Source organism: Catellatospora chokoriensis (assembly GCF_011297315.1).
Classification (GTDB): Bacteria; Actinomycetota; Actinomycetes; order Mycobacteriales; family Micromonosporaceae; genus Catellatospora; species Catellatospora citrea.
Genome location: NZ_JAAOTI010000017.1, coordinates 72,698 through 85,669 on the forward strand (window position 1 = coordinate 72,698; position 12,972 = coordinate 85,669).

General features: G+C 73.5%; 10 protein-coding genes and 1 tRNA gene. 7 read left to right on the plus strand and 4 right to left on the minus strand.

Features of this window, described 5'->3' with window-relative positions:
* Positions 1-98: 98 nt before the first annotated feature.
* From HAV39_RS24775 to HAV39_RS24785, 3 genes are all read left to right on the plus strand, one after another.
* Positions 99-1,013 carry a serine hydrolase gene (locus HAV39_RS24775; RefSeq protein ID WP_191841550.1) on the plus strand — a complete coding sequence of 305 codons (915 nt, stop codon included), beginning with the start codon at positions 99-101 and terminating at the stop codon, positions 1,011-1,013.
* A 90-nt stretch (positions 1,014-1,103) separates the two neighbouring features.
* Positions 1,104-2,342: a serine/threonine-protein kinase gene (locus HAV39_RS24780; protein WP_191841551.1), complete on the plus strand. Its 1,239-nt coding sequence runs from the start codon at positions 1,104-1,106 to the stop codon at positions 2,340-2,342.
* A 202-nt stretch (positions 2,343-2,544) separates the two neighbouring features.
* Positions 2,545-2,997 carry a hypothetical protein gene (locus HAV39_RS24785; protein WP_191841552.1) on the plus strand — a complete coding sequence of 151 codons (453 nt, stop codon included), beginning with the start codon at positions 2,545-2,547 and terminating at the stop codon, positions 2,995-2,997.
* Positions 2,998-3,015: 18 nt separating this feature from the next.
* Here the strand turns inward: HAV39_RS24785 and HAV39_RS24790 are convergent, their stop codons facing one another.
* Positions 3,016-4,245, minus strand: a complete 1,230-nt coding sequence (locus HAV39_RS24790) for an aminotransferase class V-fold PLP-dependent enzyme (RefSeq protein WP_191841553.1) — start codon at positions 4,243-4,245, stop codon at positions 3,016-3,018.
* On the opposite strand from HAV39_RS24790, the gene HAV39_RS24795 reads away from it, so the two are divergent.
* The 3 genes from HAV39_RS24795 (at position 4,244) to HAV39_RS24805 (ending at position 9,570) form a co-directional block, all read left to right on the plus strand.
* Positions 4,244-5,635: an aminotransferase-like domain-containing protein gene (locus HAV39_RS24795; protein ID WP_191841554.1), complete on the plus strand. Its 1,392-nt coding sequence runs from the start codon at positions 4,244-4,246 to the stop codon at positions 5,633-5,635. The genes HAV39_RS24790 and HAV39_RS24795 overlap by 2 nt on opposite strands.
* Positions 5,636-5,737: 102 nt before the next feature.
* Complete coding sequence (locus HAV39_RS24800) at positions 5,738-7,528, plus strand: HSP90 family protein (RefSeq protein WP_191841555.1); 1,791 nt, start codon at positions 5,738-5,740, stop codon at positions 7,526-7,528.
* The gene (locus HAV39_RS24805) at positions 7,525-9,570 is read left to right on the plus strand and encodes a hypothetical protein (RefSeq protein ID WP_191841556.1); all 2,046 of its coding nucleotides are present in this window, start codon (positions 7,525-7,527) and stop codon (positions 9,568-9,570) included. The genes HAV39_RS24800 and HAV39_RS24805 overlap by 4 nt, the downstream gene beginning before the upstream one ends.
* Here HAV39_RS24805 and HAV39_RS24810 read toward each other — a convergent pair.
* The 3 genes from HAV39_RS24810 to HAV39_RS24820 all read right to left on the minus strand — a co-directional run bounded on the left by HAV39_RS24810 (position 9,540) and on the right by HAV39_RS24820 (position 12,208).
* Positions 9,540-10,586, minus strand: coding sequence for a LacI family DNA-binding transcriptional regulator (locus HAV39_RS24810; protein ID WP_191841557.1), 1,047 nt, complete (start codon positions 10,584-10,586; stop codon positions 9,540-9,542). The genes HAV39_RS24805 and HAV39_RS24810 overlap by 31 nt on opposite strands.
* Before the next feature lie 216 nt (positions 10,587-10,802).
* Entirely contained in the window at positions 10,803-12,101 is a 1,299-nt protein-coding gene (locus tag HAV39_RS24815) for an ankyrin repeat domain-containing protein (RefSeq protein WP_191841558.1), read from the minus strand.
* 34 nt (positions 12,102-12,135) lie between these two features.
* Positions 12,136-12,208, minus strand: a tRNA-Val gene (locus HAV39_RS24820).
* A 162-nt stretch (positions 12,209-12,370) separates the two neighbouring features.
* On the opposite strand from HAV39_RS24820, the gene HAV39_RS24825 reads away from it, so the two are divergent.
* Entirely contained in the window at positions 12,371-12,895 is a 525-nt protein-coding gene (locus HAV39_RS24825; protein WP_191841559.1) for a DUF4142 domain-containing protein, read from the plus strand.
* The last annotated feature ends 77 nt before the right edge of the window (positions 12,896-12,972 follow it).

Genomic DNA, 12,972 nt, shown 5'->3' on the forward strand with positions numbered 1-12,972 from the left:
GCGTCGGGCATCATCGACGGCATAACCACACCCTCGCCCTGAACGCCGACGGCACCCCTGCCGACGGCCACCGCTCCGCACCCCCCGGAGACCCCCTCATGACCGAGCACACCCGTCGACGTGCCCTGCTGGCCGGCGGCGTGGGCGTGACCGCGCTGGCCACGGGCGGCCTCTGGCTCGCCGGCCGCGGCAGTGCGGACCCCGGCGCGGCCGCGGTCTGGCACGACCCGCCCACGCCGGGCGGCGCCACGCCGGGCACCGTGCCCGCCCAACCCGGCCCGCCGGGCGTGGAGCGGGCCGGCACGCTGAGCGCGGCCAACGCCGGCGACCTGGTCAAGGTGACCACCAGCGGCTGGTACAACTGGGCGCTGATGGACCGCACCACGGGTGAGATCGTCGGCTCGAAGAACATGCACGAGACGAACATGACCGCCTCGATGATCAAAGCCTGGCTGGCCGCCGACTACCTGCGCCGCGCCGCCGAGGACGGCCGGACCCCGAACGCGGCGCAGCTGGCCGACGTCCGCAAGATGATCCGCGACAGCGACAACGCCGTGGCCTCGGCGCTCTGGAACGAGCTCGGCGGGCGCACCACGATCACCCGCCTGATCTCCATCTGCAAACTGACCGACTCCCAGGCCGGGCCGGACTGGAGCAAGACCCTGCTGTCCGCCCGCGACACCTGCCGCATCGCCCACGCCATCGGCACGGGCACCGCGGCCGGCCCGAAGTGGACCGGCTACCTCATCGACGAGATGCGCGCGGTGCGCGGCGAGGGTGACTTCGGCATCCGCCGCGTCTTCCCCGCCGCGGAGCAGCCTGCCATCGCCATCAAAAACGGCTGGGTGCAGCGCGGCGAGCTCGGCGTCTGGAACGTCAACTGCATGGCGCTCGGCGACGACTGGACCATGGCCGTGCTGACCCGATACCCCATCGGCCTGGCGATGTCACACGGGGTGAACATCGCCAAGTCGGTCACCACCCAGGTGCGTGCCCTGTCGGGCCTGATCTGACGCGGTACGTCCGCGCGCACCTGTCCGCCGCCCCAGGTGACACGGCCGTCTATATTGTCGTCGGGCTCACGCCGCGACAGGGGGATGGCCGTGTACGACAACCGGTTCGGCGACCAGTCCTATCTCGACTGGCTGGCGCTCAACCCGTACGAAGGGCTGTCGCACCGGCTGCGGGCGCTGGCCGGGACCGCCGCGGTCCTCGACGAACTGCACTCGGGACGCCGCACGGGTGTGCCGGTGGCCCACGGCGACGTCAAGCCGGCCACCGTCGTGGTCCGCCCCGACGGCTCGTCCAGCCCCGCCGACCTGGGCCAGCTGTGGACCGTCGACGGCTCCCTCGTGGCCGCCCGCAGCGCCCCGTACGCCGCCCCGGAGCTGTTCCTGCCCGGTGCGGTGACCAGTCCCGCCGCGGACCGCTTCGCCTTCGCCGCGACCGTCGCGCACGCCGCGCTGGGCGCGCCGCCGCCGGTCCGCGCCGCCGGCCAGGGCCCCGATCTGCGCCAGCTCGTCGACCAGCTGCGCGCCCACCCGCTGTGCGCCGCGTTCCCCGCCTTCCAGCACCGGATCCTCAACGCGCTGTCCGCCCCGCCCGCCGACCGCCCGAACAGTCTCGCGACCTGGCTCGAAGCGCTGCTCAACGACCTCGCTCCGCCCACCTTCGCGATGACCGGCACCCTGCCGCTGGCCCCCGGCCCGTACCCGCCGCCGGGTGAACCGCTGCCACCGTGGTCGCCACCCGCGGCGAAGCCCGCCGCCGGCTCGTCACAGCCGCTCACCTGGGTGCTCGCCGGGGTCGCGGCCCTGGTCGCGCTCGCCCTGCTCGCCGGCGGCGCGTGGTATCTGATCCAGCAGATCGACGAACCGTCCGACGGGGATCTCGTGGTCGCGCCCACGCGATCGGCGTACGCCTCGGCCGCGCCCTCGCCCAGCCCCGCCGCCACCTCGGACGACCTCACGGCGGCGCGGGCCTTCCTGTCCGGCACCTGGGAGGGCACCTACCGCTGCCGGCAGGGCCTGACCGGGCTGAAGCTCACCGTGTTCGTGGTCGACGACCACGAGGTGGAGGCCCTGTTCGAGTTCTCCCCGGTGAGCAGCAACCCGGACGTGCCACGCGGATCGTTCGTGCTGGAGGGGACCTACACGGCGAGCGGCTTTACGCTGCAGCCGGGCCACTGGGTGAAGCGGCCGGGCGACTACATCATGGTCGGGCTCGAAGCCTCGTTCTCACCCCGGGCCGGGCAGAGCATCCGCGGCGAGGTCGCCGACTCGGGTTGCGACGACTTCCAGCTGAAGAAGACCTCCACCGTCACCCGGCGGCCCCCGGTCTGACCACGCCGGAGGTTGTGCCGCCATCAGCATAAGGCGGTTCCGCGCGATCTTCACTCGGCCGTTCGACCGTCGCGACCCCCGAACTGAGCTGCCTAAGCTTCCCGCTCGTGCCCGTTCTCGAGGTGGCGCCCCTCGAGATCGGACACGCGACGCCCGCCGCCCCGCGGTGGGCGTCGCGTTCTGTCCACAGAGCCACGGAGGCATGTTGATCGAGCTTGAGCTCATCGCGCGGAACGTTCTCCTCTCGTCCGCCGGACCGGACCTGGTGACCGAGGTATGGGCCTGCCGCGCGCTGGCGGCCCGCACTCCCGGCTACCGCAGCCGGCTGGTAAGCGCGCTGCTGCGCCTGGAGCGCGTCACGGACTCACCGGCGGCCGCACTGCGGCTGGCGGAGGAGGCGGTCGCGAATGCTCGACAGATCGATCCCGTCCACGACCATCACGCCACCGACCTGCTGATCTGGGCGCTGCACGCCCTGCAGGGCCGCCTCTTCGCCGTCGGCCGCACGGTCGAGGGCCTGGCCGCACGCCAGGAGATCATCGCCCGCTACCACCCCGGCCTGCACACCACGCTCGGCTGCCGGGTCACCGCCTGCTACGCCGACCGCGAGCCGCCGCCGGTCGCCGACTGGGCGGCAGACTCCACCCTCTCGTAGTCCTCGCCGCCGCCGCGTTCACCGGTCCAGGATCTCGGCGACCGCGGCGGCGGCGAGGTCCACCTCCTCCTCGGTGTTGTAGTAGTGCGGGGACAGCCGCAGGCACCAGTCGACGCCCTTGTCACCGAAGTCGAGCTGGGCGAACTCGCGGAAGCTGAGCGCCGAGTTGATCCGGCGGGCGTCGAGGGCGGCCTTGAACTCCTGCGGCTGCCACCCCTGCACGGCGAACGTGACCAGCGCGCCGAGCTGCGGGCCGCGGTCGAGCACGCGTACGCCCGGCTGCTCCTGGAGCTTGTCCCGCAGGTGGGCGGCCAGCGCCGGAGTGCGCGAGGCGACCGCGTCGACGCCCACCGCCAGCGCGTAGCGGGCGGCCTCGGCGCAGCCCAGCAGGGTGGCGTACGGGAACTCCCAGTCCTCGAACCGGGCCGCGGTGTCGACCGGGCGGTAACTGTCCGGGCCGGTCCAGCGCGCACCGTGCATGTCGATGAACAGCGGCTCGTATCCGGCGCGCAGCACCCGGTCGGCGACGTAGAGGAAACCGGAGCCGCGCGGCCCGCGCAGGAACTTGCGGCAGGTCGCGGTGAGCAGGTCGCAGCCGATCTCGGCGACGTCGACGGGCAGCTGGCCCACCGACTGGCAGGCGTCGACGAGATACAGCAGGTCCAGCTCGCGACAGTGCCTGCCGATCTCCGCGACGGGCTGCACCAGGCCGGAGTTGGTGGGGATGTGGGTGACCGCGACCAGGCGCGGGCGGTGCGCGCGCATCAGCGCGGCCATCGCCGCGACGTCCACTCCGCCGCCGGGCAGGTCCGGCGCATGCACCAGGCGCACCCCGAACCGCTTGCCCAGCGACAGGAACGCGAGCTGGTTGGACACGAAGTCGTCGCGGGTGGTGAGGATGACGTCGCCGGGCCCGAACGGGATCGCCGACAGCGCGGTGGAGTAGGCGTGGGTGGCGCTGCCCGCGAACGCGATCTCACCCGGCTTGGCGTTGATCAGCGCCGCGGTCTGGGTGTAGAAGCCGGTGACCGCGTCGGCGCGGGCCGCCGCGGCCTCGTAGCCGCCGATCCGCGCCTCGAGCTCCAAATGCTCCACCACGGCGGACAGCACTGACCGGGGCGTCAGCCCGCAGCCGGCGTTGTTGAGGTGGACCACGTGCTCGCAGCCGGGGGTGTCGGCCCGCAGCGCGGTGACGTCGAGCGGTAGCGGTGCTCGGGTCGGCGCAGTAGCGCTATCATGCTGATTCATGTCGGAGAGTAGCACTTACGACGGTCTGATCGCGACACTGCGGGCACTGCTGTCCACCATGGCACCGGGAGAACGGATGCCGAGCAGCCGAGATCTCGTGGAACAGCACCGGATCAGCCCGGCGACCGTCGCCCGCGCGATAGCGCTTCTCGCCGCCGAGGGCGCCGTGGTGACCCGGCCCGGCAGCGGCACCTACGTCGCGCCCCGGCCGCGGCAGCCCACCGCCCGCGCCGACACCGGCTGGCAGACGGTCGCGCTCACCGATCGGACCGTGGACACCCGGTCCGTCATCGACGACCTCGGCCCGCCGCCCGAGGGCACGATCCGCTTCGACGGCGGTTACCCGCACGCCTCGCTGCGCCCCACCGCGGCGCTGAGCGCGGCGCTCGGCCGCGCCGGGCGCCGCCCCGGCGCGTGGGACCGCGCCCCGGCCGCCGGGCTCGGCACGCTGCGCAGCCTGTTCGCGACCAGCGCCGGCGGCACCGTCACCGCGGACGACGTCCTGGTCACCGCGGGTGGACAGAGCGCGCTGTCGATGGCGCTGCGGGCGGTCGCCGCGCCGGGCAGCCCCATCCTGGTCGAGTCGCCGACCTATCCCGGTGTCGTCGCCGCGGCCCGCGCGGCCGGGCTGCGGCCCGTCCCGGTGCCCGTGGACGGCGACGGGCTGCGGCCCGGCCTGCTCTCCGACGCGTTCGCGATGACCGGCGCGCGGGTGCTCTACTGCCAGCCCAACTTCCACAACCCGACCGGCGCGGTGCTGCCGCCGCAGCGCCGCCGCGAGTTCGTCGACATCGCCCGCGCCGCCGGGGCGTTCGTGATCGAGGACGACTTCAGCCGGTTCCTCACGCACGGCCGTGCCGTGCCCGCGCCACTGGCCGCCGACGACCGCGACGGCACCGTCGTGCAGGTGACCTCGTTGACCAAACCCGCCGCGCCCAGCCTGCGCATCGGGGCGATCGTCGCGCGTGGCCCGGTGATGGCCCGCATCCGCGCGGTACGGCTGGTCGACGACGCGTTCATCGCCCGGCCCCTGCAGGAGGCCGCGGTCGACCTGCTCACCTCCCCGGCCTGGGACCGCCACCTACGCGGCCTGGCTGCCGCGCTGCGGGACCGCTGCCGGGTGCTGGCCGACGCCCTCGGCCGCGAGTGCCCGGAATGGACCGTGACGCTCCCGGAGGGCGGGCTGCACCTGTGGGCCGCGCTGCCGTCCGGGAGCAGCGAGCAGCGGCTCGCGCTGGCCGCGCGGGAGCTCGGGGTCGCCGTCAACCCCGGCCGCAAGTTCTTCGCCGCCGAGCCGCCGGGCGCGTTCCTGCGGCTGTCCTTCGCCGCGGCCGCCGACACCGCCGAACTGGTCACCGGAGCACGCCTTCTGGCGCAGGCCGACGCCTGAAAACCCGCCCGGCGAGGTGCTCCCGAGCTGAAAACCGCTCCGCGAACGTCGGTCACGGACGGTAGGGTCGGCGACCGCGCACACCCCACCACGGAGGACCACGTGTCGTACACCTTCCATGTCGACCTGCGCGGCATCGTCGACCTGCTGAGCCACCATCTCTACGCCAGCCCGCGGGTCTACGTCCGGGAGCTGATGCAGAACGCCGTCGACGCGATCACCGCGGTGCGGACGACCCGGCCCGAGCACGCCGGCTCGATCGAGATCAGCACGCCGCCGGAGCCGGGGCAGCCGCTGACCATCACCGACAACGGCATCGGCCTGACCGAGCCGCAGGTGCACGAGCTGCTGGCCACCATCGGCCGCAGCTCCAAGCGCGACGATCTGGGCTTCGCCCGGCACGAGTTCCTGGGCCAGTTCGGCATCGGCCTGCTGTCGTGCTTCCTGGTCGCCGACACGATCCAGGTCCGCACCCGGTGCGGCGACCAGCCCACGGTGGAGTGGCTGGGCTCCTCCGACGGCAGTTACCAGGTGCGGGTGCTCGACGGCGCGGACGCGCTCGCCGAGCCGGGGACCGTGGTGACGCTGCGGCCGCGCCACGGCGCGCAGGAGTGGCTGCTGCCGCAGACCGTGCGCGAGCTGGCCGGGCTGTACGGGTCGATGCTGCCGATCGGGGTGCGCGTCGACGGCGAGCCGGTCACCACCGGGCTCGCCCCGTGGGAGACCGGCGACGGCGAGGCGCGGGTGGCCCGGCGGGCCCGGCTGCTGTCGTACGCCGAGGACGCCTTCGGGTTCACCCCGTTCGACGTGATCGACCTGCACGTGGCCGAGGCGGGACTACGCGGGGTGGCGTTCGTGCTGCCCATGCCGTCGAACCCGGCCACCCGGGTGGCGCACCGGGTCTACCTCAAGCAGATGCTGCTCAGCGAGGGCGTGGAGGGCCTGCTGCCGGAGTGGGCGTTCTTCGTGCGCTGCGTCATCGACACCACCGAGCTGCGCCCGACCGCCAGCCGCGAGGCGCTGTACGACGACGCGCTGCTGGCCCAGGTGCGCGAGTCGCTGGGCGACCAGCTGCGCGGCTGGATGACCCGGCTCGGCACGGTGGACGAGGCGAAGCTGCAGCATTTCCTGCGCATCCACCACCTCGGGGTGAAGGCGCTGGCGGTGCACGACGACGACATGCTGCGCCTGGTCGAGCAGTGGTGGCCGTTCGAGACCACGGTCGGACCGATGACGCTGGCCCAGTTCCGCGACACGTACGGCGTGGTGCGGTTCGTGCCGTCGCTGGACGAGTTCCGGCAGATCGCCGCAGTGGCCTCGGCACAGGGTCTGGCCGTCGTCAACGGCGGGTACGTGTACGACGCCGAGCTGCTGTCGCGCCTGCCCACCCTCGACGACAAGATCACCACCGAGGCGCTGTCCGCCAGCGACCTGTCGACCCGGCTGGAGGAACTCGCTCCGGACGAGGAGCTGCGGCTGCGTCCGTTCCTCGTCGGGGCGCAGCGGGCGCTGGACCGGTTCGGCGTGGAGGTGCTGATCCGCGCCTTCGACCCGGCCGGCCTGCCCGCGCTGTACCTGCTCGACGGCGACACCGCACTGCACGTGGACATGCAGCGCGGCCAGGAGGACGTCGACGACGTGTGGGCCTCGATCCTGGGCTCGTTCACCGCCGGGCGCACCGACCGGCCGCAGTTGGTGCTCAACCACCGCAACCCGCTGATCCGCCAGGCCGGCACGGTCACCGACCCGGACCTGACGGTGCTGGTCATGGAGGGCCTCTACGTGCAGGCGCTGCTGCTGGGCCGCCAGCCGCTGCGACCGGTCGACACCGCCGCGCTCAACCAGTCGTTCCTCGGCCTGCTCGGCCGCGCCATGCACGGAGGAGCCGCATGATGATGTCCGAGCAGCAGCTGCGCGAGGCGTTCGCGGCGGCGCGGGCGATGCCGGAGGGCCCGGCCCAGCACCTCGCCCTGGACGGCGCGATCCGGGCCGCCGACGCGGCCGGTGAGGCGAAGCTGACGTTCGAGTTCCGGCACGAGTCCATCGAGAAGTTCGTGTTCGGCGGCGACGACCGGCGCGCGTTCCTGGCGTTCTCGCTGTCGCTGGCCGCCTACGACCGTGATCCGGAGATCGGCGGGTCGCACACGGAGCACTCGATCCTCTGGCAGTTCAAGTGGATCGTGAACGCGCTGCCGGAGTTCCCCGACGTGCCGCTGGACCGCACGTACGCGGTGCTGGACGACATGCGGGCCCGGTACCTGCGCGGCGGGCACAGCCTGCACGCCGTGCACCAGGCCCGCTGGCAGATCGCGCTGCACACCGGCGACCTGGACCAGGCGGCGGCGTCCTATCACGACATGGTGACCGCCAAGCGGGACAGCCTGGCCAACTGCGCGGTCTGCGTCCCGTCGGCGCAGGCCTGGTATCTGATGACGCTGGACCGGCACGCCGACGCGATCGAGGTCGCCAAGCCGTTCGCGGACAGCTGGTGCCGCACCCAGCCCGAACGCATCCGCACCAACCTGATGCTGGCCCACCTGCACACCGGCGGGCACCGCAAGGCCGCCGAGCTGCACCGGGCGGCATACCGGGTGATGCGCACCGACCGGCTGCACCTGCCCGCCCTGGGCACCCACCTGACGTTCCTGGCCCGCAGCGGCAACCAGGCCCGCGGCCTGGAGCTCCTGGAGCGGCACCTGCCCTGGCTGGACGGCACCCCGAGCCCGCACGACGTGCTGGCGTTCGCCGCCCCGGCGGTGCTGGTGCTGACCCGGCTGGCCGACGACGGCCACGGCGGCTCCCCGGTGCAGGGCCGCACGAACCCGGACGGGCGCCGCGCGGTGACCACGGTCGACGCCCTGCGGACGGAGCTGACCGCCCTGGTCGAGGACCTTTCGGCCCGGTTCGACGCGCGCAACGGGACCACGTTCCAGAGCGAGCTGGCCCGGCAGCGGATGACCGCGCCGCCGCTGGTGGACAGCCTCCCGCTGAGCGTGCTGGACACCGCCGGCCGGCGCACGCGCAACCGGATCGCGCAGGTGCAGGAGCGGATCGCCGCGCACACCGCGGCCGGTGACCCGGCGGCCGCGGCGCTCGCCCGGCTCGACGCGGCGGTCCTGCTACGCGGCCACAGCGACCGGGAGACCCGGTTCGGGGCGGCCGAGGAGGCGGTGCTCGCGCTGGAGCGGGCGGGCCTGGCCGAGCCGCTGTTCCGGGCGCGGGAACTGCTCTGGCAGCTCTACCGCGACGGCGGACAGGGCGACCAGGCGGTCGCCGTGCTGGACCTGCTGCTGGCCGAGCCGTCACTGACCGCGGCCCGTCGAGGGCAGTTGCTGGACGAGTCGGCGCGGCTGTTCTGGGGCGCCGATCGGGCCGGGCGCAGCCTGCTGGCCGCCGACCAGCACCTCGCGGCCGATGACCGCCTGGCCGAGCTGCGCTCGCTGACCGACGCGATGGCCAGTGCCCGGCACGCCGTGTGGGCGCCCGCCGAGCAGGTGCTGGCCAGGGCCGACACGCTCGCCGCGGAGCCGCCCGCCGACGCCGACCCGGCGGTGTGGGACAGCGCCCGCGGGCGCATGCACCTGGTCGTGGCCTGGTGGTACGACAGCGAGGACCGCGACGACGAGGCCCTCGCCCGCGCCGAGCTGGCCGAGCAATGCCGCGACGGCGTGGTACGTGGCGAGGCCGCGGTGTTCACGGGCTGGCGACTGCTGCGCCGGGACCGGCCCGCCGAAGCCGCCCAGCACGCCCGCCGCGGCCTCGACGGCGCGGACGAGTCGGACACCCGCCAGCTGCACGCCGTCATCGCCGTGTCGCTACGGGCCCAGGGCGACCCGGTCGCCGCCGACGCGCTGATCGCCGAGCACAGCCTGCAGCCGTGGGAACTCGACGACGACTACGCCGACTACGACGACGAGGAGGACGAGGACGCCTGACGCGGCCCGGTTGACGGTGCCGACTCCCGGATGACCAGCCGGAACGGGGGCTGGAACGCGGCCGGCGGGCCGGCCGGGCGGCCCTCGATGCGGTCGAGGAGCTTCTCCACCGCGAGCCGTCCGATCATCTCCTTGTCCGGCGAGATCGTGGTGAGGGTCGGGATGCTGAACCGGCCCTCCTCCACGTCGTCGATCCCGATCACGGACACGTCGTCGGGCACCCGCAGCCCGTGGTCGTGCAGGGCCCGGATCGCCCCCAGCGCGATCAGGTCGTTGAACGCGAACACCGCGTCCGGGGGCTGCGCCAGCGTCAGCAGCGCCCGCATGCCCGCCGCGCCGTCGCCCCGGCCGAAGCCGCTGGTCGTGACGGTGAGGTCGGGGTCGAACGGCAGCCCGGCGGCTGCCAGGGCCTCGGTGTAGCCGCGCAGCCGCAGCAGCGAGGGTGCCCGGTCGGCCTCGATGTGCGCGCCGATGAACGCGATCCGCCGCCGGCCGAGCGCGATGAGGTGCCGCATGGCCTCGCGGCTGGCGGCGAGGTTGTCAATGACCACGTGGTCGTACGGCGCGTGGTAGATCGCCTCGCCGACCAGCACCATCGGGGTCTCGCTGGTGCGGCTGGCGATGTCGTCGCGGGTGAGGTGCACCGCGGACAGGATCAGCCCGTCGATGATCTGGGCCCGGAACCCGTCGGCGACCAGCAGCTCCTTGTCCCGATCACCGTCGGTGTAGTCGAGCAGCAGGATGTACCCGCGTTCGGTCGCGGCCCGGATCGCCGCGTCGGCCAGCTCCGCGAAGTACGGGTTGTTCAGCTCGGGGATGGCCAGCGCGATGATGCCGGTGCGGCCCCGCCGCAGGTGCCGGGCGCTGAGGTTGGGCGTGTAGCCCAGCTCGTCGATCGCCTGCTGCACCCGGGCGCGGGTGGCCTCGCCGACGGGCCGGTAGCCGTTGACGACATTGGACACCGTCGCCTGCGACACGCCGGCCCGCTTGGCGATGTCCTTGAGACTGACCGCCATCGGCGGGTTTCCTCCACTCACCGCTCATTGTCACCACTGCCGGGACCGTCACGTCAACGCGGGTGTCACTCGCCGCAATGTGATTGACCTCGCTCTATAACGTTATACAGACCGCGTCCGATGACGACAAGATCTCGTGTCGGCGCCGTCGAACCACCGATGCCATCGGATGCGCCGACTCCGGTCCTTCCAGCAGCCGCGCCTCGATGCCCGTGTTCACGTTCGCTCGCCGGCACCGGACGGCCACGCCGCGTCACGGCGGGCCCGGTACAGCACGCGCAGCCTGCGGAAGAACGACGGCAACGGTGTCGCGCGCACCTCCGCCACCAGCTCGTACCGCGGCTTCGGGCGCAGCGCCGCCGGCAGCCGCCCGGCCTGGTCGGTCAGGCCCGGATCGGCGCCCGCCTCATGCAGGGCCGCCACCACGTCGTCGGCCAGCGCGCGCTCCGCGTGGTGCAGCGGCGTCGCGCCCTCCTTGTCCCGGCCGTTCAGGGGCAGCCCGGCGGCCAGCAGCCGGGGCAGCAGCCGCCGGTGGTCGAGCTCGGCCAGCAGGTGCAGCAGGGTCACCCCGCCGGGGCCGACCACGGCCGGGTCGAATCCGGCGTCCAGCATCGACAGCACCAGGTCGGTGCGGCCCGCCCGCGCCAGTCCGAACAGCCGGTCGCGCTGGCGGCGCAGCCCCTTGGGCAGGCGGCCGTATCCGGTCCGCCAGCCGCGCAGCGCCGCCGCACAGCCCTGCACGGGACCACCCAGCGCCCCGAGCGCCAGCTCCCGGTCGATCTCCGCGTCGGTGTGCGCCAGCGCCGCCAGGCCGCCCGCCCGCACCTGCATCTCGTGCCACACCCCCGCGCAGCGCACCCGGACCGCGGGGAACTCCCAGCCCGGCTCGGCGGATGCCTGGACCGCACCGGGACGCAGCGCCGCGAAGACGAGCGGGTGCAGGTCGTGGACGGTCACCGCGCCCGAGCGCAGGACGCCCAGGTCGCTCTCGGCCTGCGGCTGCCCGCTCGCGTACGCCTCGGCGCGGTCCGTGACCGCGTCCGCGCGCCAGCACCAGTTCGGCAGCGCCCGCCAGTAGCGCTGCAGGCGGTCCGGGGTGGTGACGGCCAGGTGCACGCCGCGCCGCTCCTGCGGCGACTCCGGCGGGGTGAGCACGAGCACCGGCCCGTCAGGCAACCGCACCGGCGCGATCTCGAATCCGGCCGGGGTCGCGGCGAGCTCGGTCAGCACGACATACCGGGGCCAGGAGGGCCAGCGGTGGAAGTCGGTGCGCAGGTAAGTGCGCAGCAGGTCCGGCGCGAGCTGGGCCAGCGCGGCCGCGATCCGGCGCGCGGCCGGCGCACCGTAGGCGACCTCGACCTGGATCAGGTCGACGGCGGGGGTCAGCCCGGCCGCGCGGCAGGCGCCCGCCCAGTCGCCGGCCTCCCGCAGCCGGGTGCACTCGGCGACCGCTGACGGGGCCAGATGATGGTGCAGCAGCAACGGACCGCGCAGGCCGTCCCACACCTGCCCCATGCCCGGCGTCCTCCCCGCGTGCTGATGTCGGGAGCGGGACCGGCCGGATTCGCACCGGCGTCCTCTCGCTTGTTAGTCGAGCGCGACGACTTCTGCGCTACGGCCCCGCCCGCGGGGCATTCTAATGCCGGAAGATCACCCTGCGATCGCCCGATCGGCCGGGCAGGTGTCGACAATCGCGTTCGTGGGTACTGACCTGGGCGCAGGCGGCCGTGCGCCACCCGCGGCAACAGGCTGCGCCGCGCGGTCCGGGGGATGGAGGCTTCGTCATGAACCGGAGCAGAGGGCTGTTCGTCGTGCTCGCCACGGTGGTGATCGCGCTTGGCGCGGCCGCGCCGGCCGCCGCGGTGCCGTCACCGCAGGACGCCTCCTTCCTGATCGGCATCCACCAGGCCAACCTCTACGAGATCGCGGCCGGCAACCTGGCCGCGCAGAAGGGCACCTCCGACGAGGTACGGCGGCTCGGGCAGCTGATCGCCGAGGACCACACGAAGTTCGACGCGGCGGTGGTGGCGGTCGCCGACCAGGTCAAGGTGGCCCTGCCGAAGGTGTCCTCCCCGGAACGGCAGGACGTGCTGAAGGAGCTGGCCGCGATGCCGACCGGATCCTCCTTCGATCAGATGTGGATCACGCGGGAGATCGAGACGCAGGGCGAGAGCCTGCAGTCGGCCCGCACCGAGCTCAACTTCGGCTTCGACCCGCGCGTGAAGGAGCTGGCCCGCCAGGCCGACGACATGCTCATCACGCACGTCACCGAGCTCAACCGCGCCGACGCGGACGTGAACGCGGGCTGAGCCGCGGACCCGGCGGCCACGCACGGAGTGTCAACTCGCGTGGGCCTGACCGCAGCGCTCTAATCGAGCTGTCACCA